Source organism: Novosphingobium mangrovi, from assembly GCF_022818885.1.
Lineage (GTDB): Bacteria > Pseudomonadota > Alphaproteobacteria > Sphingomonadales > Sphingomonadaceae > Novosphingobium > Novosphingobium mangrovi.
Genome location: NZ_JALHAT010000010.1, coordinates 157,979 through 178,359, shown reverse-complemented (window position 1 = coordinate 178,359; position 20,381 = coordinate 157,979). Strand labels below are relative to the sequence as shown.

Sequence of the window (20,381 nt, the reverse complement as noted above, 5' to 3'; positions counted from 1 at the left end):
TGTTGCGCGCTTGATCATGGAGCCCCTACTGCGACGACTGGCGGGAAAAGGCAATCGCCTGTAAGGCGCGGCGATGGATATTCCCGGTCTTCCCGCGCGCCGTGCCGCGCTTAATCTCATCGATGCCGTGCTGCGGCGGGGCGAAACGCTCGACCAGGCCGCCAGCTCGGCGCTTTCGCGCGTGCGCGGCGAGCCCGACCGGGCGCTGGCCCGGGCCATCGCGGGCGAGGTGCTGCGCTGGCGCGCCGACCTCGACGAGTTGATCGACAGCGCCACGCGGCTGCCGCTCGCCGATGACGCCAAGGCCCGGGCCGTGCTGGAGATCATGCTGGCCCAGGTGCTGCGTCTCGAGACGCCCGCCCACGCCGTGATCGCGACCGGCCTGCCGCTTCTGGCTGGTGGTCCGCGCCGTCTGGCCCATGGGGTGTTTTCCACGCTCACCCGGCGCGGCATTTTCCTCCCGAACGTGCCCACTTTGCCCGACGCGCCGTATGAGCGTTGGGGTGACCGTGCCGAGGCCATTGCGAAGGGGCTCGCGCTGCCGCCGCCGCTGGACATTGCGCTGCGTGACGCCGCTCAAACGGAAAGCTGGGCCGAGAAACTGGGCGGGACCTCGCTCATGCCCGGCCACGTGCGCTTGGAACGCGGTACGCCGGTGACCGAACTTGCGGGTTTTGGGGAGGGCGCCTGGTGGGTCCAGGACCTGGCGGCCAGTCTACCTGCACGTCTTCTCGGGACTGGTGGCGAGGGGCTGAGTGCGCTCGACCTATGCGCCGCTCCCGGGGGCAAGACCATGCAGCTGGCTGCGGCTGGCTGGGACGTGACCGCGCTCGACATTGCCGGGCGCCGGCTTGAACGCCTGAGGGCAAATCTGGAGCGCACGAACCTTGCGGCCGAGGTCGTCCAGGCCGACGCGCTGAAGTGGGAGCCCGAGGCGCCGTTTGACGCGATCCTCCTCGATGCGCCGTGCACCGCGACCGGCACCTGCCGCCGTCACCCCGAAGTGCTGCACCGCATCGGTCCGCGCCAGATCGACGAGATGGCGGAGATCCAGACAAAGCTGCTTTCCCGCGCCGCCGAGTGGCTCGCGCCGGGCGGTGTGCTGGTCTACGCCGTCTGCTCGCTCGAGGAGGCCGAAGGCGAAGCGCAGGCGCGCGCGCTCGAAGGACTCCAGCCCGAAGCGATCACGCAGGCCGAACTTCCCGATGGTCTGGCGCCAACGGATGAAGGCTGGTTGCGCACTGATCCCGGCATGCTGGCCGGGCAGGGCGGTCTCGACGGCTTCTTCATCGCGCGCTGGCGCAAGGTGTAGAAGAGATCATTTATCAAGGGGCCATCGCTCCTTGACCCCAGAATTGGCGACCTCGCCTTTGTCCGCCCATTTCGTGGGCGGGCGGTGAGGGCATGCATCGGATCATTCCAGAGGGGCTTCGCCCCTCAATTTTCCGGATAGCAGCCTTTCCCACCTCCACCAGAGCCGCGCGAGCACACTGTGCCAGACAGTTTGGGGTGCCCGAGGGCGATGGCCCTCGGAATCTTCCTTTTGCTTTCTCTGCCTTTCAGCCCACGAGGGCGCGGCGGCGGCGCACCATCAGGGCAAGACCGCCCAGGCCAAGGCCGAAGAGCAGCAGCATGCCGGGTTCGGGCACGTCGGTTCCGCCCGAGGTGCTGCCACCCGAGGTCGATCCGCTATGGGGATCGCCGCTGGGATCCCATCCGCCCGCGAAGGTACCCACGTGCATCTCGCCGTCCTGGTCGAGGCTGCCGAAGACGGCCGAACCCTCGATGTAATTGCCCGTGCGCGCGTTCGCGTGGGGGGCCAGGACCGAGCCTTTCCATGCGGTCGAGAGGCTCAGTTCCTCGGCCTCGGGGAAGTTCCAGATCACGTTCTCGCCAAGGCCGCTCGCATCGCCGAGGAAGTTGTCGTTGAGCGTGATCGATTTGCCTGAAACATTGACGATCACGGTGTCCGCGCCGCCGGTGTCGAACGAAATCTCACCCACGCTGTCGAGCTGGGCTGCGGTGATGTTGAAGACCGCCGTCCCGTCGGCTCCGGGCGTCGCCGTGAAGGTCGCGCGGTTGCCGCTGATCGCGACCGTATCGGTCGCCGCCATCTGACCCAGCGTATAGGAGAGTTCCTGGGTGGAGGTGGAGATCAGGCTCTTTTGCTGGGTGAGGTTCTGCACGAAAGCGGGATCGCTGGCGCCAAGGCCCGACTGCACCACGTTGCTGTTCACGTTGGTGTTACTGATCGTTCCGCCGACCAGCACCGTCTGCGTGCCGCCATTGAGGTTGAACCCGCTCGCCACGTTGCCGCCGACAATAGCGCCTGAACCGTTGTTGAGGTTCTTGATGTTGCCGGTGACATCGCCAACCACAGTCAGCCCCGAAATGCCGTTCGAATTGTCGACGCTGCCCGAGATCTGGTAGTTCGAGGAGGATCCGGTGAGGTTTCCTCCGACCCAGGTCTTGCCTTCGACTTCCGAGGTGGAATCAAGGTTGCCCAGCACCACCAGGTTCCAGGTCCGCAGGATGTCGAGGCCCGATACCATCGGGATCGAGTCGGCAAGAACGGCGGAAGGGGCGAGGGCCGCGGCCAGAGTGGCCGCACCAAGGGCAATCTTGCGAATGTCGGTCATGGAATGAGGAGAACCTGGGTTAACGGCGGGTGCCTGACTTTCGGTTCACCTAGTAGGACTTGGCAGTTGTATAAAGGTTAATCGAAGGACTGTCCCGTCCAAGGACAGTCCTTCGTTCAAGGCATGTGTCAGGCCTTTTCGCTTTTCACGGCGTTCTGGAAACTCTTGCGCAGTTTCATGAGCTTGGGTGGGATGACGGCCATGCAGTAGGGATTGCGCTGACCTTCGCCTTCCCAGTACTCCTGATGGTAGTCCTCGGCCGGGTACCAGGTTGCGGGCCCTTCGATCGTGGTGACTACCGGAGCGGTATTGGCCTCGCCCGCGCGCACGATCGCGGCCTCGGCTTCGGCGCGCTGCGCATCGTCGAGGGGGAAGATCGCCGAGCGGTACTGCGTGCCCACGTCATTGCCCTGGCGGTTGAGCTGCGTCGGATCGTGCGTGCCCAAGAACACGTCGAGGATCTGGGCATAGGAGATGACGGCCGGATCGTACGTCAGGCGTACGCCTTCGGCATGGCCGGTCGCGCCCGTGCACACCTCCTTGTAGGTGGGGTTCTCGGTGGTGCCGCCGATATAGCCGCTCTCGACTTCGGTGACGCCGATGACGTCGCGGAATACCGCTTCGGTGCACCAGAAGCATCCGCCTGCCACGATGGCTGTTTCCATGATCTGTCCTGTCCTTGTGATCGGGGGGGGGGGACCTGTGCAGATAGGGATCGAAACCGTGCTTGTCATTGGCCGGGCGGACACTAGGTTCGCGCTTCAGGGAAATAGCGCGCGGACAATCTCTTCCGGACAGAACCCGCGCCCTGCCTAGGAGGATACCGATGCGCCGTTTCATGCTTGCTCTTTCCACCTGCCTCGGCCTGATCGCGGCCCCGGTCGCCGCCGATGCGGCCGAGGATGGCGCCGAAGTCGTCTCGTGTAACGGCTGTGAGGCGCTGCTCGAACTTGCCGCCGCGACCCCGGCGCGCAAGGATGACCGCGCCCGCGATGTCTATCGCCATCCCGTGGAAACCCTGAAGTTCATGGGCGTCGCGCCCGACATGAAGGTCGGCGAATACGCGCCAGGCGGCGGCTGGTATTCGCGCATGCTCGCGCCCTATCTCGCCGAGGAGGGGCACCTGACGGGCCTCTACTTCAACCCGGACGTGGTGCCCTTCGATGGCAGCAAGCTCGCCGAATCGGCCGCGGCCTTTCCGGGCAAGGTCGTTGAATGGACCGGTGTCGATCCCGATTCGGTTTCGGGCATGACGCTCAAGGACATTCCCGATGCCGAGAAGGGCTCGTACGACCGCATCGTCCTCTTCCGCATGCTGCACAACATGATGAACTGGAACATTGCCGACGCCGAGGTGAAGGCCATGCGCACGCTCCTCAAGGACGATGGTCTGCTGGGCGTGGTCCAGCACCGCGCCAAAGCCGATGCACCCTTCAGCTACTCCAATGGCAGCAAGGGCTACCTGCGCCAAGCCGACGTCGTGCGGCTTATGGAGCTTAACGGCTTCGAGCTCGTCGCCAGCTCGGAGATCAACGCCAACCCCAAGGACCCCGCCAACTGGGAAGGCGGCGTGTGGACGCTGCCGCCGCAGTTCGCACTCAAGGAACAGGACAAGGCCAAGTACGCGGCCATCGGTGAAAGCGACCGCATGACGCTTCTTTTCCGCAAGCGGGACTGATATCGGCCCGGTCCATGAGCACCATTACCGTCGCCGCACTCCAGCTTCCCCTCGGCTCGCAGATCGAGGCCGAGAACATCGCCGCCGTCTCTGCGCTTGTAGAGGAGGCGGCGGGCAAGGGCGCGCAGCTGATCCTGCCACCCGAACTGTTCTCGGGGCCCTACTTCTGCAAGACCGAGGAGGAGGAACTCTTCGAACTGGCCCGCCCGACCGAGGCACATCCCTCGGTCATCGCCATGCGTGAACTGGCCGCAAGGCTCAAGGTGACGATCCCGACCAGCTTCTTCGAGAAGGACGGGCACCACTACTACAACACGCTCGCGATGATCGGTCCGGACGGCGCGATCATGGGGACCTACCGCAAGAGCCATATTCCCGACGGACCGGGCTACGAGGAGAAGTACTACTTCCGCCCGGGCAACGACGGGTTCAAGGTCTGGGACGTTCCGGTGAACGGAGAGATCGTGCGCGTGGGTGTCGGGGTGTGCTGGGACCAGTGGTATCCCGAATGCGCGCGCGTCATGGCGCTGATGGGCGCCGAACTCTTGCTTTACCCCACCGCCATCGGTTCCGAGCCCTACGACGCCACGCTCGACACCAGCCGCATGTGGCGCCGCGCGATGATCGGCCATTCGGTCTCCAATTGCATGCCGGTGATCGCGGCCAACCGCATCGGCGTGGAAACCGAGTGCGGGACCGAGCAGACGTTCTACGGCCATTCCTTCATTTCCGACGAATGGGGTGATTACGTCACCGAATTCGGCAAGGAAGAGACGGGCGTGCTGGTGGCAACGCTTGATCTTGCACGTGCGGCAAAGCACCGTGCAGGGATGGGCTTCTTCCGAGATCGCCGCCCCCAGCTTTACGGCCGCATCGCGCAGGACGTCTGAGGGCGTGACCGGCACGGCGAGGCAGGGCGTGGCTCGCGATGAGGAGGGCGCCTATCTCATCGCCCTGGGTTCGAACATGCGCCACCCGCGCATCGGCGCGCCGTGCCGGGTTCTCACGCGCGCGTTGGATCTGATCGGGGAGGAAATCGGCGAGGTCACGGCGATCTCTCCCTTCCTCGAGACACCACCGGTCGGGCCCTCGCGCCGACGCTACCTCAACGCGGCCGCCATCGTCGAGACTGGGCAGGCGCCCTTGGCCATGATGCGCGCACTTCTCGCGATGGAGGCGCGGCTGGGACGAAAACGCCTCGGCCAGGACTGGCAATCGCGTGTTCTTGACCTTGATATCGTGCTGTGGAGCGGGGGCCCTTGGGCCGAGGATGATGGGAAAACCAGTCTCGTCCTGCCCCATCCTGCCTTCCGCCAACGCGACTTTGTCCTCGCCCCCGCCCGCGCCATAGCGGGCACCTGGCGCGATCCTCTGACAGGTTTGTCGATCAACCAGTTACACACCCGCTTGACCAAGCCCCGACATGCCCCTAGGTGAGCCTCCACCAGATCCGCAAAGCGGCATCGGGGGCCCTTAGCTCAGTCGGTAGAGCAACTGACTTTTAATCAGTAGGTCGCTGGTTCGAACCCAGCAGGGCTCACCACCTTTTCCAGACACCATTCTGAATTTGCCCCGTGGGCAAAGATCATGTGGCAAATTTGCGGTTGCTGAAAGACGCAGGCAGGCCAGCCTCGTGTGGAGCTGTGCGCGTCCGCGGCAGGTGCAGGTGCTTTCTGGCGTCAGGGGCGAGCGATGTTGTTGCCAGGAGTTGTTGAGCGCAGCGGGAAGGCCGTCGGCGTGCTGGGCATCTGGAAGGGTAGCGGGGAAAGCGCTTCGCAGCTGGCGCGCATCTCGTCCAGGTGCTCGTGGATGGAGCGTACCAGCAGGGCGATCTGCGCGTCATCGGCGTGACGTAAGGCTGTCTCGGCGCCCGCGGCAAGGGACTCCAGGTGCGTTGCGCCGAGCGTGTCGGCGCTCCCTTTCAGTTTGTAGAGCCGGCGGGCGAAGTGCAGAGTCGCCTCATCTTCCTCCATGCCCGCGTACTTGCGCGGTTCGACAAGGTCCTCGAACTGCTCAAGCAATTTGGCAACAAGGGTGATGAAAAGCTCGCGATTGCCGCACAGGCGGTGGTGCGACAGCTCGTTGTCGATGCCCTTGATTTCGGGCCAAAGAGCACCTTTTTCAGGGGATGCTTCTTCGGTAGGTGCCGGGCGGCGATGGCCCGAACGATAGACGAAGCGAGCCCGGCCTGAGTCTTTCGCTTCGGTAAGGGCTTGCGCAGCACGTTCTCCCAGGTTCCGGGCTATGGCCTCGACGGTGGTTTCCGTGTCGATGTCGCAGGATGGCTCCAGGCAGGCAAGGCCGAGGCTGACGGTGACATGGTCTGCAACCCGGGAGCGCAGGTGTGGGAGCGCGGCGTCCTCCAGAGCTGTCAGGATCGTCTGCGCAACCTCCATGCCCCCAGCTGCCGGCGTGTGGGGCAGGATCAGCGCCAGTTCCTCCCCGCCGATGCGCGCGACCGCGTCCGCGGGACGGCGCGCGCAGGTTTGCAACAGGTGCGCGACCTTGCACAGGCACTCGTCACCCGCAGCGTGGCCATACTGATCGTTGAAGAGCTTGAAATGATCGAGGTCGACGAGGATCAAGCTGAGTGGTTCGCGGCTTCGGCGAGCGCGGGCCAGCTCGTTGTGCAGCACCTCCTCATAGCGGCGTCGGTTGATGAGCCCGGTCAGCGGATCTGTCAGGTTGAGCTGCTCGAGTTCGCGGGTCAGGCGGGCCAGTTCCAACTGTGTTTTCACGCGGGCGCGCAAAACCGCTCCGCGGGGTGGCTTGGGGATGAAGTCCACGGCGCCGTTTTCCAGACCTTCGGTCTCGAAGCTTTCCGCGGTCTGTGCCGTGAGGAAGATGATGGGCACGTGCGCAAGGCGCGCGTCGCCGTGCAGCGCGCGGCACAGATCAATTCCGTGGGTGCCGGAGAGCTCGGTGTCCAGCAGGATCAGGTCAGGCACGCGCTGAGCGATCTGCTTCATCGCCTCGCCTGCGTTCGCGGCTACGCGAGGCCGCGCAAGTGGGGCGAGCTGTTCGCTGAGAATCTGGGTCATGATGGGATCGCCATCAATCGTGAGAATGTCGTGCTCCACCCCATACCCTTTTTGCCGTGCCGGGAAGGTCCTGAGGGTAAAGGCCAAATTAAAACGGCGGCCTAGGGTGAGGGTAGGTGTAAGCTCTCGTATTGGCGTCAACCGACTTTGCCTCGGCGCGAGGCGCCGCCGCTGTCAGGTCAGCGTCGCCATCGCGGGGCGATACGCAGCTAGGCCAGAATACTGACCGCTTCGCGAACCACGGAGGTGGTCTGGATATTCTCCAGTGCGCCTTTGATGCGTAGGGACTCGTTTGCGTGTTCCGCGCTCATGCGGTCGATCTGCTGGAAGATCCGGCTGGTGTCGGGCTCCCGGATGTCGACGACGTAGTCCTGCTGCGCGAAATGCTCGGCGAGGTCGGTGTACTTGCTGGCCCAGCCGAGGATCACGGCCGGAACCCCGCTCCTATAGGCAAACACCACCGAGTGGTAGCGCGATGCAACGACGTATTTGAAACGGCTGATGATCTCGATCAGGGTTGGGCTCGAGTGTTCTCCGCTTATGATCTGTATGCGCTCGGGCTTGCGGACCTTGCCGAGGACACCGTTTACAAGGTCCGTATCGGCGGTGGACGTGTTGATGATGTAGACATTCTCGCCGTTGTCGATCAGCCGGTCCAGGATCTTCGCATAGAGATCGAGGACGGCGTCCGGATCGCCAATCCGGAAGACGTTCTGGTTGATAATGAAGCCGACGGAATCTTCAGGGGGCAGGTCGAACGGTTTGGCTGCCAGGGATGTGTGGATGTCCTGGGCTGTCGGGAAGATCTTCTCGCGGATGACCATGTCCTGCGACAAGGCGACGTTCTTGAGGCCAAGCGATGTGAGGCAGTCGTAGCCCTCCTTTTCGCGGGCGTAGATCTTGAGGCAGTATTCCAGTTCGTCCTTGATCCGAGCAAGAAACTCGGAATTGTCCTCATCTGCCCAGTCGAAGGGCCCGAAGCTTTGCGGCATCAGGATGATCTTCTTGTTATAGGACCGCGCGATCCGGATCGTCTGGAGCAGCAGTTCTCCGGCCTCCTTGCTCCAGCCGGAGCCGAGCGTGTAGCCGCTGGCATCGAAAATGGCGTCGGCCTCGCGCAGCGCCTTCTCCATGGCAGGCACCTTGCCGTTCCACTTGTCGCTCTTTTTCCAGAGGCTGACCGAATAGGTCAGGAGCGATTCCAAGGGCAGGATCTTGTTGAGGTGATACTTGAATACACGGCGGGTGTAGTCGTCGTAAGGCAGCATGTCGAAGGTGTATTGTTCTGGGTGATCATACTTGTTGGCAAACCCCACGACCTCGCAATCGGGATAGAGGGAGCGCAGGGTGTAATACAGCGAGAGAAACATGGCCTGGGAGCCCTTGTTTCGCATCTGGATGCCGGTGATCACGAATTTCTTCATCGTTGTTACCCTCTCCCGCTGTGTCCGCATTCGGTGATCCCGCAGTGGGGGCGGCCTTGTGGGTTCTGCCATTCGCTTGCCTGGAAGATGCTTCGATCAGAGCGTGTCCAGCATATGCATCTGACCCTGTATCGCGCTGCCTTGGCGTTAGCCTTCGCAGGATCTGGGTTATCAGGGCGCGCGCTGGGGCACATCTGCATAAAGGGGATTAGCACGTTATCGACATCGCCCATGCCCATGGGAGCGAGGCCCAGGCGCGAAGGACCGAGCGACCCACTGGGGAAGGGGGAGGCCGTGCCCCTCAGCGCAGGCATTCGCATGCCCACCTCATGGCGTGGGGCCATACCAGTGGCGAAGGGACTGGCCGCTGATCCGCTCCAGGGCCTCGATCGAAGGGCTGTAGTAGTCGTTGAGACGCTTGCGCAGATCCTCCGTCAGCGGCGGGTACTGGACCTTTCGGGCAATCAGGCCCCGCATGGATTCGAAGGCGGGCGTGCCGCGCAAGGGGCGGGCGAGGGGCTTCATCCAGGCAAGGCGCTTTCGCAAGATGGGCGGGACGAGCGGGACCGTCTTGTCCTTGACCTTCCCCCCGCCATCGCTCGCGAGAGCGCGCGAAGGCAGGCCCAGGTGGGAGCGAACAAGAGCCATCTGCGCGTCGGGATCGCCCATGACGCCTTCGAAGAACAGCACAAGAAGCCGCTCCTCACCGAAGAGGTCGATATAGGGCTTCAGGTGCGCGGCGAAGTTCCCCGAGCCCAGGAGCTGCATGTTCTCGCTTGCCGCAGGATCGAGGTAGGACGTGATGTCCGAGCCGACCTCTCCGCGCCGGAACAGCATGCAGTAGCCCGAATAGGCGCGTTCGACCGGATTGCGCAGTTGGGCAACCAGCTTCACGTGCGGGAGGTGGCGATGCAGACGGGTCGCCGCCTCGGGTGAATAGAGGTACGAGTTGGACTTCTCGCCAACGGTCCGGCCCGCCGGATCCGTGCCAAACTGCGAGAGGTACCAGTCCGGACCGCGCGCGTACTCCCGCGAAAAGTAGTGAAGTTCCGGGTCTGGCATATAGACCCCCGGGTCGGACTGCAGTTGCTTCTGGAGCCAGGTTGTCGCCGATTTGGCGGCTCCAATGATGACGAAGTCGATGTCATTGAACTGCATGGGCGGACAAGGCCTTCCGGTTGATGCACTGTCACGGTCGACAACGTGAACGGCGAGTGGCTTGTGTCAGGGGACGCCACGGCTGCAAACGTTGTTGGTGCCTTTTTCGTACAAGTTGCGCGGGCAGCCTCGCAATTACCTCTTAGGTTGAGCGTTGCGCAAAAAGGGGCATTTGGCAGGCGGCCTTGTGGCTCTTCCGGTCAGTGCCAGGCCTCACTTGTGGAAGATGCGCTCGTGGAAGAAGCGCCGGTAGGGGTAGCGTTCCAGCGCGCGGTAGACACCTTCGGTCAGCAGCAACGTCAGCGGGATCGTGCAGGCGAGGAAGAGCGTGATCGAGACGAGCCAGTCCGATGTGAACAGGCCGGCTTTCACGAATACCGCGCGCAGCCCGTAGTAGGTGTAGGGATGACAGATGTAGAGGCTGTAGCTAACCGTGCCGAGATAGGATGAGAAGCGGTTTGCCAGCAGGCGCGAGGTGAGGCTGTTCGGGCTGATCGCCAGATAGAAGTAGGTGACCGTGGCAAGAAACACTGCGTAGGTACGCGGGTCCGAGAGGTCGCTGTGCCCGAAGGTATAGTGCCGCACCGAGGCGAGGATCAGGCACGCAGCGAAGGCCAGTATCTCGAGCCAGGGCCGTAGCCGTAGCGGTGGCCAGACCCGGCGCTCGTGGAGCAGGCGTACCGCGATCCCCCCAAGGAAGAACGCCATGGCGGGATAGCGCCACAGAAATACCAGTGAAATGGCCGCGAGGGCTAGCGTGAGGCCCTTGTTTCCCGTGCGAACGCCGGTGTGCACGATGAGGCAGCAAAGCGTGTAGAAGACGACTTCGTAGCTCAGGCTCCAGGCGTTGGGCGTCAATTGCTCGGTGTGGGTGAGCAGGTTGATCATCAGCAGCGCAGGCACGATCGAGCGCCAGTCGTTGAGCGCGGGATAGGCATTGGTGAGAGCGTTCGCCAAGATGAATACGAGCGAGAAGGCGAGGAACAGCGGGTAAAGGCGCAGCAGGCGGCGCAGGGCGAACTCGCGCGGGGAATAGCGCATGACGCTGGGCAGGATGACGAAGCCGCTGATCACGAAGAAGAGCCACACGCCCCAGCGCCCGAAGTTCCAGGGCGCGTACGTCAGGGCGAGGTAGGCCGGGACGTTGGCGTAGACGTGCTCACCCACGCCGCCGAGCATATGCGCAAGGAACACCATGAAGGCGGCCACCCCGCGAAGGGCGTGGACGGTGGTGTTGAAGGTTCGGTCCTGAGCGTGCGCGCGTTCGGGCGCGGCCGCGCTCTGGGCCGTCCGCGGGGCAAGTCGGTCGGGAGCCGTAGGGGCGAGGGTGTCGAGCCGGTCGAGCATGGGCGAAAGGGCCTGGTGATCCTGTACTGGGTCCCGAAGTGGTCGAGGGCAGACGGGAGGATCGGGGCCTGGCCGGTGCCGGATTCCGCGGGGACGCGAGGTTGAGCCTCGCGGGGAAGGCGGCCCGGGTCAATTGCCCTGAATTGCCGCGATGTGCCTCGAAAGATGGAGCGAACTGGCCAGGACGGGGCGACTTCGGGGAGCCCCCGAAAGGCCATGGCCCACCCCTTTGCGCCCTTGTTCCGGCGAGGGCGGGAGGGCAGCGTGGAGAGCGTGCGTCAGGCCTGGCGCGCATGTCCGCGAGCATGTCCCCCCGGCCCCTGAAAGGAGCGTCTTCGTGGCAACGCCTGTCCAGCTTTACTCTTCCGGAGCCCGTTCGAGCCCGAGCAGCCTCCGTTGCCAGGCGCGGCAGGTGCTCGGGTGACCCGCCTGCGCGCGGCGGCACTGCGCTCCGAACTCTTGCTGGCTCTGCGCTTCGGTCTTGTCGGGCTTGGCAATACGGCGATCGGTTATGGCCTGATCCTGGCCTGGCTTTTTGCGGGGGTCGGTGACTATGCTGCCAACGTCCTGGGTTTCGCGCTGGGCTTTCCGATCTCCTATGCGCTGCATCACAGGTTTACCTATCGCCGCCGGGAACCGATGAGCCGCCGGGCTCTGCGGGCCTATGCGCTCGCCTTCGCGGCATCCTATGCCGTCAATCTGGGGGTTGTGGCTGCCGGGCGGGCGCTGGGACATGCGGGCAGCCCGCTGGTGCAGGGGCTGGCCGTCCTTGCCTATGCCGCCTGCCTTTTCGTTCTCACTCGCTGCCTTGTTTTCCGTTCTTCACAAGCGAGACGACCTGCGGAAAGTTGAGCTGGCTCTCGACGATCGGCTTGATCTCGGTCTTGGCCTGCAGGAACAATCGGCCCACGTATTCGCCCAGGATTCCCATGAAGATCGCGTTGATCGCGATCGACATCAGGAGGAGGATCGTGGTCGTGGCAAAGCCGTCCGGCCAGGCCTGCCCGAAGATGAGCCGCCCCACCAGGTAGACGAAGGTCAAAAGGAGGCTGAGCAGGCCGATCACCAGCCCTGCAATTGAGGCGAGGCGCAGCGGCAGCAGCGAATGGTTGAGCACTCCATCGACTGCCAGCGAAAGCATCGATTTCAGAGGGAATTTGCTCTCTCCCTCGGTGCGGCCCATGCGGTCGTACTCGAGCCCGACCTGGGAAAAGCCCATCGCGCTGATGAGCCCGCGCAGGTAGGGCGAGGCATCGGTAACCTTCTGGAGCTCGACCAGGATGCGCCGGTCGACGAGGCGGAATTCGCCCACGTTGACGGGGAGCTCGTCCTCGCTGATGAACGAGACGAAGCGGTAGTAGAGGCGCCGCAGCGAGGCGATTACGAACCCGTCCTGCAAGGTGCGCCGGATACCGTAGACGACCTGGTGCCCGATGCGCCAGAGCTGCAGCATCTTGGGGATCAGTTCGGGCGGATCCTGCAGGTCGCAGTCGAGCTGGATTGCGCAGGCCCCGCTGGCCGCCTGGTAGGCCGTCAGCAGCGAGCGCTGGTAGCCGTAGTTGCGCGAGAAGCGGATCACCTTGAGTGCGGGATCCTTCGCCGCAAGTTCTTCCAGCAGCGGGAATGTCCGGTCGGTCGAGTGGTTGTCGGTGACGATGATCTCGTAGTCATAGTCCGGCAGCTGGCGGAAGACCTTGACGATGGTCTCGTAGCAGCGAACGACGTTGCCTTCCTCGTTGTAGGCCGGAACCAGGATCGAGACCAGCGTCCGGGGCGTGCCGGTGAACCCGGTGATGCCGGGGCCGGTCACGAGAAGGTCTCGGCAAGACGGGGCGCGGCAAGATGGGCCTCGGCACAGCGGGCGGCGCGTGCGCGGCGCTCGGATGCGATGGTTTGCACAAGTCCTTCCTCCAGCCCGATCTCACAGCGCCAGCCAAGACGATGCCAGGCAAGTTCCGGGCAGGTGCGAAGTTCCGTCGCAGGACGTCGCGAGGCTCCACTGGCGGGTTGTACGAAGTTCTCGGGGGCTCCGATCAGGGCGCGCAGCGTGTCGAGCACGTCGGCCATGCGCGGCGCATGGCCCGAGCCGATGTTGATGACGGGGCAGTTGGCGGGCACGATGTCGGCGATCCGCATCAAGCCCGCAACGGCATCGTCGACGTGCATCAGGTCGCGGCAATCGTCCGGCGCCAACAGGGCTATCGGGCGCTCGTCGAGGAAGGCGTCGATCGCCTCGGCAAGGAGAAAGGCATGCGATTGGCCGGGGCCGTAGCACAAGGCAAGCCTGGCCGTGACGACGGGAAAGGGCAGGCTGGCGGCCAGGACGTCGAGGGCGGCGGTCGCGGCAAGCATGCCCGCGCCGTAGGGCGTGGTCGGACGGACCGGGCCGTCCTCACGGCTGGGCACGTCGGTGGGACCATATTCGGCCAGTGTTCCCGCGCGGACCATGATCCGGGGCGGTACGGGGAGGCAGGCCAGGGCCTCCACAAGGGGCAGTGTGGACGTCAGGCTGGAGTGTATCGCGGCGTCGACCGCCGCGATGGGAGAGGCCGCCTGTGGCCGCGTATCCGCGGCAAGATGGTAGACGTGGGTGGGCGAAACCTCCTTGAGGCAGGCCTCCAGTGCCGTACGGTCGGCAAGATCGAGCCGGTGCAGGGTGATCCGGTCCAGCACGGGGGCCAGCCGTTCGAGCCGGGTCGAGGGCCGCACGAGAGCGTGGACCTGCCCCCCGCGTTCAAGGAGACGCCGCACCAGGTGCGCGCCGACGAAGCCGGCGGCACCTGTTACGAAAGAGACACTGGAAGGCACGCAATCCTCCTGAGGCGGGCGTCAGTCAGACGATCTGCGGCGAGGGCAGGGGGACCAGGAACTTGCCGCCGCGCGCGCGGAAGGCCTCCTGCTGCTCGTAGATCTCGTCGAAGAAATTCCAGGCAAGGACGAACAGGACGTCGGGTGCCTCCTCCTCGATCGCGCTCACCGGCTTGATCGGAATGCGCGTGTTGGGGGAGTAGAGCCCGTGCTTGAGCGGGTTGCGATCGACGAGGAAGTCGAGATAGCGCGTGTCGATGCCGAAGTGCGTGATCAGCGTGTTGCCGCGCGCCGAGGCCCCGTATCCCGCGATCTTGAGCCCTTGCGCCTTCAGGTCATCGAGCATTGCACGGGTTTCCCGGCCCATCTCCTCGACCCGCGAGGCGAGCTCGTCGTAGGTGCGTTGTTCGAGCATCCCCGAACCCATTTCCTCGGCCAGCATCGCGCCCACCCGGTCACTGGGCGCACGCGGTGCTTCCTTGCGGGTGAGAAAGACGCGCATCGAGCCGCCGTGGATGTCGGGAAGCGAAAGCGCGTCGGTGACTTCGAGGTCGAAGTTCGCCGCCAGCTTGGCAATCGAGAGCAGGCTGAACTCGGAGACGTGCTCGTGGTAGATGTTGTCGAATTCAGTGTGCTCGATGTACTCCTTGGCCCGCGGAACCTCGATCACGAAGGTGCCGTTGGGGGCCAGGAGAATGCAGATCGCTTCCATGAAGGTGTGCAGGTCACCGATGTGATTGAAAGTGTTGGTGGTGACGATCACCTTGGCCGGCCCGCGTTCGTCACGGACCTGCGCGGCCGTCTCGGGCGTGAAGTAGGCAAGGAAGGTCTCGACCCCGCGCTGGGCGGCGAGCTCGGCGATGTTCTCGGCCGGATCGAAACCCAGTGTCGTGCAGCCCAGCGTGTTGCAGGCGGCGAGCAGCAGCCCGTCGTTGCTGCCGATGTCGACGATCAGCTCCTCGCCCGCGATCCCGGCAAGGACCTCGGCGAAATCGTGGAAATGCGTGTGCATCCGCGCCGCGCCCGAGGGGACGTAGAGGTAATGGCGGAAGAAGTCGGCCGGGATCTGGTCGGCGATCTCGATCAGGCCGCATTCCAGGCACACCTGGGTGTTGAGTGGAAACGCGGGCTGGGGGCGATCAAGGTCTTCGGGACGGATCAGCATCTGCGCCGGGGCATGGTCGCCCAGCGGCAGGAACAGGTAGGGCGAAGGCGCCTTGCAGGCCCTGCAGGCGGTCAACGTGGAGTTGGTGGCGAGCGGCGGCATGGTCGTGTTCTCAGGCATTCGAAACCTCCCGGCTGCGCTGGTCGGCGAGCGCGTTGCTGAAATCCTCGAAACTGGCGTGCATGTAGTCGATATGCGCGTCCGTAAGACCGTGATGGCAAGCAAGCAGGATGCCGCCGCGCATCACATCGTCGGCGACTGGATAGCCCGCGGGATCGCGCGCCACGGTGACCGACTTCATGGCCGGCTGGCGCAGGATGTTGCCGGTAAAGACTGGCCGGGTCTGGATGTCACACCCCTCCAGCCAGGTCTGCAGCTCGCGCCGGGTGAAGGGCGCATCCTCGCGAATGGTGAGCGGGAAGGCCAGCCAGCCGGTGCGTGAGCCGGGCATCTGGCGGGGCAGTTCGAACCAGTCCTCGTAGGCCTTGAAGAAGTCGTACTGGCGCTGGAAGTTGTGCTCGCGCGCGGCGATGTTGCGTTCCAGCTTGCCCAGCTGGACAAGGCCGAAGGCCGCGCCGATCTCGGAAGGCTCGACGTTGAAACCCAGCTCCTCGAACAGGAACTTGGCATCGTAGCTGAACCCGTCGAGCTCGACGTTGAAGCGCTTGTCGACGCTTTCGGAATCGACGTAGAGCGAACTTGTCCGCCCCCATGAGCGCAGCAGCAGGCCGCGCCGCGCAAGGTCCGGATCCGAAACGCAGAGCATGCCCCCGTTCCCCGCCGCGTTGATGACGTGGCTGCCATAGAAGCTGGTCGTGGAGATGTGCGAGCGTGTGCCCGTGCTGGTGCCATGCAAGGTGGCGCCCAGCGTGTCGGCGCTGTCCTCGATCACCATGAGGCCATGGGCCTGAGCGATCTCCCAGATGCGGTCCCAGTCGGGAAGGTTGCCGATCAGCGAGGGGATCATCATCGCCTTGGTTCGCGGTGTGATCATCGCCTCGATCTTGTCGACATCGATGTTGTAGGTGCCAGGCGCGGCATCGACGAAGCTGGGCACGAGCCCTGCGCGCACGAGCGGGGCGACCGTCGTTGCGAAGGTGAGCACCGGGGTGATGACCTCGCTGCCCTTGGGCAGGTCGAGCAGCTCGACCGCGAGGTAGTTCGCCGAGGACCCGGAGTTGACCATGATCCCGTGCTCCTTCGCGAAGAGCGCGGCGACCTTTTCCTGCATCTCGCGGACCTTGGGGCCCATCTGGGTGGAGGTGCGCAGCACCTCGAGCACGGCGGCGATTTCTTCCTCGCCGTGGACTGTCTGGCCGTAGTTTACGCGCATGCTGCTGCCGCCCTTTCGATGGATGGTTGACGCGGGGTGAGGGAAGTGGGGTGTTCGCTGAAGCGGGCGATCTGCGCGGCGCTGAAGGCGCGCATGTCGGTGCCGTGTGCGCAGGCCTCGCGGTACCATTCCACGCTCATGCGCACGGCCTCTGCGGTCGAAAGGCGCGGTGTCCAGCCGAGCACGGCGCGCGCCTTGCTGCTGTCGAGCGTGAGCAGGCCCGCCTCGTGCGGGTCGTCGGGCCGCTTGCCGAAGACGATACGCGGGGCTCCTTCGCCCCAGGCCGCGACGACGTGCTGCGCGATGGCTTCGACGTCGAGGAAATCTTCGGCACTCGGCCCGAAGTTCCAGCCCTGCGCATAACGCTGGCCGTTCTCGCCCATGAGGCGTGCGCCGAGGAGGAGATAGCCCGCTAGTGGTTCGAGCACATGCTGCCAGGGGCGCACGCTGGCCGGATTGCGGATCGTGACCGGCTGGCCGGCAAGGGTCGCGCGCACGATGTCCGGAAGCAGCCGGTCGAGCGAGGCATCGCCTCCGCCAATGACGTTGCCCGCGCGCGCGGTGGCGATCTGGCAGCCCTTAGGATCGGTGAAGAACGAGCGGCGAAAGGCCTCTGCGACCAGCTCGGTGCAGCCCTTGGACGCGCTGTAGGGATCGGCTCCGCCCAAGGCGTCGGTCTCGCGGTAGGCCCAGTGCCACTCCCGGTTGTCGTAACACTTGTCACTCGTCACCACGACGACCGCGCGGGCGCTGGGCATGCGGCGCACCGCGTCGAGAACCACGGCCGTGCCGGTGACATTCGTGGCAAACGTCTCGACCGGCGCTGCGTAGGAGGGGCGCACCAGCGCCTGGGCTGCGAGGTGTAAGACGATGTCGGGAGCGAGCCCCGCGCAAGCCTCTGCAAAGGCGCGCTCGTCGCGGATGTCGGCGATGCGGTGGTCGATGAGCTCGGTAATTCCGACCTCGCGGCCGAAATCGGGGCCGTCGGGATCGGTGGGAAGGGCAATGCCCGTGACCTCGGCGCCGAGCGCTTTCAGCCACAGGCTGAGCCAGGCCCCCTTGAAGCCGGTGTGCCCGGTCACCAGCACCCGCTTGCCGCGATAGGTGTCAGCCAGCGTCTGCCCGAGAGAGGCGGCGCCTTCAGACATTGATGAGCTTCGTGGGGGCATCGGTGGTCAGGACGGCCTGCCCGTTCTCGAAGTCCATCCAGGGCGGAAGGGTCTGGTTGGCCAGCGCATCGAGCGTGTCTCGGTCGCGCACGGTGTCCATGGGATGCCAGAAGCCCTTGTGCTGGTAGGCCATGAGTTCGCCGTCGTGGGCGAGGCGGGTGAGCGGGGCCTGTTCGAGCGGTTCCTCGTCGCCCTCAAGGTAGTCGAGAACACCCGGTTCGAAGATGAAGAAACCGCCGTTGATCCAGGTTTCGTACTTGCGCACCTTCTCGGTGAATTCGACCACCTGGCCATCCTCGATCTCGAGGTTGCCGAAGCGGGCTGGCGGGCGCACCGCGGTCACCGTGGCAAGCTTGCCGTGCGAACGGTGGAAGTCGAGAAGTGCGCCGATATCGACGTTGCCTACGCCATCGGCATAAGTGACCATGAAGGTTTCATCGTCGAGCCAGGAGCGCAGGCGGCGCAAGCGTCCGCCGGTCATCGTGGCAAGCCCGGTGTCGACGACGGAGACGCGCCAGTCGATCTTGCTGGTCGGGCGCAGCGCCATCTCGCCATTGCCGATCCCCACCGTGAAGTCGTTCGACATCAGGTGCAGGTCCTGGAAGAAGCTCTTGATCGCCATGGCCTTGTAGCCGCACGCGACGATGAAGTCGTTGTGGCCCCAGTGGTCATAGATATCCATGACGTGCAGCATGATCGGCCGTCCGGCGACCTCCACCATGGGCTTGGGGACGCGAACCGTCTCTTCGGCAAGGCGGGAGCCCAGGCCCCCTGCGAGCAACACGACTTTCATGTTCCAAGGCTCCGATCAGTGATTGGGATCAGCGGTTGGGAAGCGCTCCTGAAGGTCTCGCTTCGGGACATGCAGGAAGGGTAAGGCTTGCGCGGTGTGCGGCGAAATGGGCATCGGGGTTAGGCGGGTTTAGCCAGGTGGACACTCAAAGGGTGGAGGGCCCGCCCGCCCGGGGCAGGACAGGCGTCGCATCCGGGCGGCGGTAGAGTTCGATGGTCCGTCCCTTGTGGCGGCGCCGATAGCCGGTGTAGCCGTGGGACAGGGCATAGGCCTTGAAGGGCTCTTCCAGCTTTTCCTCGCCACTGATCAGGATCGCTGGAGGCGGGGCCGCGTCGAGGAAGGCGGCCAGCCCGGCGGCGGAAGTCGTGGTGTAGTAGCGCCGGTCACCTGCCGGAATGTAGGGCGCAACGCGGTAGACGAACTGGCCCGCCGCGAATTCGGGGGGGACGGCGAAGTTCCCCGCGAGCGCTAGGGCCGGGGTGAGTGTTGCCACCCGTTCACCGCCGGAAAAGCCCGCTTCGCGCGCCAGAGCGCGCATGTCGCGGTGCAGGCTGATCGTCTCCCACTGCTGGGGCCGGGCCAGCTGGACAAGTCCGGGCCCGATCCGCGATGCGCATCCGACAAGGGCGAGGAGCGCCATGGCCCCGAGCACCGCCTGGGCTCCCGGAAGGTCGGGCGTTGCCGTGCGGGCGCGCAGCAGGACAACAGCCAGAATGAGAAACGGGATCGGGGGCACGAAATACTGCGGAAACGAGGGCGAGGGGACGAAAGCCACCACGAAGCCTGTCGCGGCAAGGCCAAGCGCCAGAACGACGCTCCAGCCCCGGACAAGGCGGAGGCTCTCACGCATGTTCGTGCGCATTGTGGGGATGAGCGCGAGCGCCACGATCCCCACGAGGGTGAGCAGCGTTGCATTCGCAAGCCAGATGCTCTCGGCGAGCAGCAGCTTGGCGGCGAGAGTGTCCACCTTGGGTTCGCTCGACGCGGCCCAGTAGGCAGGCTGCAACTCGGTGAAATAGCGCAGGGTGTGGGCAAAGAAGCTCTGCGTATCGAACACCACATACATCAGGACGGGCAGCCCTGCGAGCAGGCCGCCTGCCGCCAGCGGAAGGGTCCCGGCCAGAAGCCGTAGCGCGAACCCGCGTGGAGCTGGCGCGAACAGGGTCGCAAGCGCAAAGAGCGGGGCCAGGAAGATGTAGTTAGCCTTGAGGCCGATGGCGCAGGAAACCAGGACACCCGCCGCAAAGCAGGCGAGGGGCGAGGGACGTGTGGATCCGATACCGTGCAGCAGCGCGTAGAAGGCCAGCAACGCGGGGGCGAGCGGGAGCAGGTTGTTGGTGGCCAGCATCCCGGCGCCGCCCAGCAGCAGGACGTTGCCCATCAGCAGGCACGCGGCGGTGAAGAAGGCGAGGAACCCGGCTTCGGTCCGGCGGCAGATCAGCCCGATCGCGCCAAGCGCCGTGGCCCATCCGGCCAACACCAGCAGGCGCGCGACGAGGAGGAAATGTTCGGTTCCGACAAGGTCGTACAGGCCTCCCAGCAGCCAGGGCAGGATGGGCAGGTGATTGTAGCCAAGGTCACGATAGATGTCCTGCGTTCCGCCCAGCCGGGCGACCGTGAGGAACAGGTTTTCGTCTCGGCTGAGCGGGGTGGACATGAGCCGTCCCGCAAGCCCCAGGAACATGATCCCGAGCACTCCGAGCCCTGCAAGTTCGAGACGGGCAAGAGGCTTTGGCCGAGGACGAACATGCACGGCCTCGGCGTATTCGGGGCGAAGCTCCATCCAGTCCTCGGCGATCTCGACACGTTGCATCTGTGGCCCTGCA

General features: G+C 64.7%; 18 protein-coding genes and 1 tRNA gene. 6 read left to right on the top strand and 13 right to left on the bottom strand.

The features are described from left to right. Positions 1–73: 73 nt before the first annotated feature. Positions 74–1,312, top strand: coding sequence for an RsmB/NOP family class I SAM-dependent RNA methyltransferase (locus MTR65_RS08560; protein WP_243799150.1), 1,239 nt, complete (start codon positions 74–76; stop codon positions 1,310–1,312). Positions 1,313–1,559: 247 nt separating this feature from the next. On the opposite strand, the gene MTR65_RS08555 is transcribed toward MTR65_RS08560, so the two are convergent. After that, positions 1,560–2,639, bottom strand: coding sequence for a choice-of-anchor A family protein (locus MTR65_RS08555; protein WP_243799149.1), 1,080 nt, complete (start codon positions 2,637–2,639; stop codon positions 1,560–1,562). Positions 2,640–2,767: 128 nt separating this feature from the next. Beyond that, the gene (gene msrA, locus MTR65_RS08550; protein ID WP_243799148.1) at positions 2,768–3,304 is read right to left on the bottom strand and encodes a peptide-methionine (S)-S-oxide reductase MsrA; all 537 of its coding nucleotides are present in this window, start codon (positions 3,302–3,304) and stop codon (positions 2,768–2,770) included. Between the two features lie 161 nt (positions 3,305–3,465). Here msrA and MTR65_RS08545 point away from each other — a divergent pair, with 161 nt between their 5' ends. From MTR65_RS08545 to MTR65_RS08530, 4 genes are all read left to right on the top strand, one after another. After that, entirely contained in the window at positions 3,466–4,317 is an 852-nt protein-coding gene (locus MTR65_RS08545) for a class I SAM-dependent methyltransferase (protein ID WP_243799147.1), read from the top strand. 14 nt (positions 4,318–4,331) lie between these two features. Continuing rightward, positions 4,332–5,207 carry an N-carbamoylputrescine amidase gene (gene aguB / locus MTR65_RS08540; protein WP_243799146.1) on the top strand — a complete coding sequence of 292 codons (876 nt, stop codon included), beginning with the start codon at positions 4,332–4,334 and terminating at the stop codon, positions 5,205–5,207. 4 nt (positions 5,208–5,211) lie between these two features. Next, a complete protein-coding gene (gene folK, locus MTR65_RS08535; RefSeq protein WP_243799145.1) occupies positions 5,212–5,754 on the top strand; it encodes a 2-amino-4-hydroxy-6-hydroxymethyldihydropteridine diphosphokinase in 543 nt (180 codons plus the stop codon). A 30-nt stretch (positions 5,755–5,784) separates the two neighbouring features. Beyond that, positions 5,785–5,860, top strand: a tRNA-Lys gene (locus tag MTR65_RS08530). 136 nt (positions 5,861–5,996) lie between these two features. Here MTR65_RS08530 and MTR65_RS08525 read toward each other — a convergent pair. The 4 genes from MTR65_RS08525 to MTR65_RS08510 all read right to left on the bottom strand — a co-directional run bounded on the left by MTR65_RS08525 (position 5,997) and on the right by MTR65_RS08510 (position 11,287). Then, a complete protein-coding gene (locus MTR65_RS08525) occupies positions 5,997–7,397 on the bottom strand; it encodes a diguanylate cyclase domain-containing protein (RefSeq protein WP_327194327.1) in 1,401 nt (466 codons plus the stop codon). 170 nt (positions 7,398–7,567) lie between these two features. After that, the gene (locus MTR65_RS08520) at positions 7,568–8,770 is read right to left on the bottom strand and encodes a polysaccharide pyruvyl transferase family protein (RefSeq protein ID WP_243799142.1); all 1,203 of its coding nucleotides are present in this window, start codon (positions 8,768–8,770) and stop codon (positions 7,568–7,570) included. 339 nt (positions 8,771–9,109) lie between these two features. Then, on the bottom strand, positions 9,110–9,940 hold the full coding sequence (locus MTR65_RS08515) for a sulfotransferase family protein (RefSeq protein WP_243799140.1): 831 nt from the start codon (positions 9,938–9,940) through the stop codon (positions 9,110–9,112). Between the two features lie 213 nt (positions 9,941–10,153). After that, a complete protein-coding gene (locus MTR65_RS08510) occupies positions 10,154–11,287 on the bottom strand; it encodes an acyltransferase family protein (RefSeq protein ID WP_243799138.1) in 1,134 nt (377 codons plus the stop codon). Between the two features lie 420 nt (positions 11,288–11,707). Between MTR65_RS08510 and MTR65_RS08505 the strand changes: the two genes are divergently transcribed. Continuing rightward, positions 11,708–12,139 carry a GtrA family protein gene (locus MTR65_RS08505; RefSeq protein ID WP_243799135.1) on the top strand — a complete coding sequence of 144 codons (432 nt, stop codon included), beginning with the start codon at positions 11,708–11,710 and terminating at the stop codon, positions 12,137–12,139. Here the strand turns inward: MTR65_RS08505 and MTR65_RS08500 are convergent. The 7 genes from MTR65_RS08500 to MTR65_RS08470 form a co-directional block, all read right to left on the bottom strand. After that, the gene (locus tag MTR65_RS08500; protein ID WP_243799133.1) at positions 12,084–13,097 is read right to left on the bottom strand and encodes a glycosyltransferase family 2 protein; all 1,014 of its coding nucleotides are present in this window, start codon (positions 13,095–13,097) and stop codon (positions 12,084–12,086) included. The two genes, MTR65_RS08505 and MTR65_RS08500, sit on opposite strands and share 56 nt — an antisense overlap. After that, positions 13,094–14,095 carry an NAD-dependent epimerase/dehydratase family protein gene (locus tag MTR65_RS08495; protein WP_243799130.1) on the bottom strand — a complete coding sequence of 334 codons (1,002 nt, stop codon included), beginning with the start codon at positions 14,093–14,095 and terminating at the stop codon, positions 13,094–13,096. The genes MTR65_RS08500 and MTR65_RS08495 overlap by 4 nt, the downstream gene beginning before the upstream one ends. 25 nt (positions 14,096–14,120) lie before the next feature. Further along, positions 14,121–15,380, bottom strand: a complete 1,260-nt coding sequence (locus MTR65_RS08490) for a class I SAM-dependent methyltransferase (RefSeq protein WP_243799128.1) — start codon at positions 15,378–15,380, stop codon at positions 14,121–14,123. Further along, entirely contained in the window at positions 15,373–16,593 is a 1,221-nt protein-coding gene (locus MTR65_RS08485) for a DegT/DnrJ/EryC1/StrS family aminotransferase (RefSeq protein ID WP_243799126.1), read from the bottom strand. The genes MTR65_RS08490 and MTR65_RS08485 overlap by 8 nt, the downstream gene beginning before the upstream one ends. Continuing rightward, a complete protein-coding gene (gene rfbG, locus MTR65_RS08480; RefSeq protein WP_243799123.1) occupies positions 16,584–17,741 on the bottom strand; it encodes a CDP-glucose 4,6-dehydratase in 1,158 nt (385 codons plus the stop codon). Before rfbG ends, MTR65_RS08485 begins: the two co-directional genes overlap by 10 nt. After that, on the bottom strand, positions 17,734–18,555 hold the full coding sequence (rfbF, locus tag MTR65_RS08475; protein WP_226637322.1) for a glucose-1-phosphate cytidylyltransferase: 822 nt from the start codon (positions 18,553–18,555) through the stop codon (positions 17,734–17,736). Before rfbF ends, rfbG begins: the two co-directional genes overlap by 8 nt. A gap of 145 nt (positions 18,556–18,700) precedes the next feature. Beyond that, positions 18,701–20,368: a hypothetical protein gene (locus MTR65_RS08470; RefSeq protein WP_243799120.1), complete on the bottom strand. Its 1,668-nt coding sequence runs from the start codon at positions 20,366–20,368 to the stop codon at positions 18,701–18,703. Between the last annotated feature and the right edge of the window lie 13 nt (positions 20,369–20,381).

Excerpts from the sequence above, each read along its gene's own strand:
- MTR65_RS08560 (WP_243799150.1), top strand. The coding sequence starts at position 74 with ATGGATATTCCCGGTCTTCCCGCGCGCCGTGCCGCGCTTAATCTCATC.
- MTR65_RS08555 (WP_243799149.1), bottom strand. The coding sequence starts at position 2,639 with ATGACCGACATTCGCAAGATTGCCCTTGGTGCGGCCACTCTGGCCGCG.
- msrA (WP_243799148.1), bottom strand. The coding sequence starts at position 3,304 with ATGGAAACAGCCATCGTGGCAGGCGGATGCTTCTGGTGCACCGAAGCG.
- MTR65_RS08545 (WP_243799147.1), top strand. The coding sequence starts at position 3,466 with ATGCGCCGTTTCATGCTTGCTCTTTCCACCTGCCTCGGCCTGATCGCG.
- aguB (WP_243799146.1), top strand. The coding sequence starts at position 4,332 with ATGAGCACCATTACCGTCGCCGCACTCCAGCTTCCCCTCGGCTCGCAG.
- MTR65_RS08515 (WP_243799140.1), bottom strand. The coding sequence starts at position 9,940 with ATGCAGTTCAATGACATCGACTTCGTCATCATTGGAGCCGCCAAATCG.
- MTR65_RS08510 (WP_243799138.1), bottom strand. The coding sequence starts at position 11,287 with ATGCTCGACCGGCTCGACACCCTCGCCCCTACGGCTCCCGACCGACTT.
- MTR65_RS08490 (WP_243799128.1), bottom strand. The coding sequence starts at position 15,380 with ATGCCTGAGAACACGACCATGCCGCCGCTCGCCACCAACTCCACGTTG.
- MTR65_RS08485 (WP_243799126.1), bottom strand. The coding sequence starts at position 16,593 with ATGCGCGTAAACTACGGCCAGACAGTCCACGGCGAGGAAGAAATCGCC.
- rfbG (WP_243799123.1), bottom strand. The coding sequence starts at position 17,741 with ATGTCTGAAGGCGCCGCCTCTCTCGGGCAGACGCTGGCTGACACCTAT.
- rfbF (WP_226637322.1), bottom strand. The coding sequence starts at position 18,555 with ATGAAAGTCGTGTTGCTCGCAGGGGGCCTGGGCTCCCGCCTTGCCGAA.
- MTR65_RS08470 (WP_243799120.1), bottom strand. The coding sequence starts at position 20,368 with ATGCAACGTGTCGAGATCGCCGAGGACTGGATGGAGCTTCGCCCCGAA.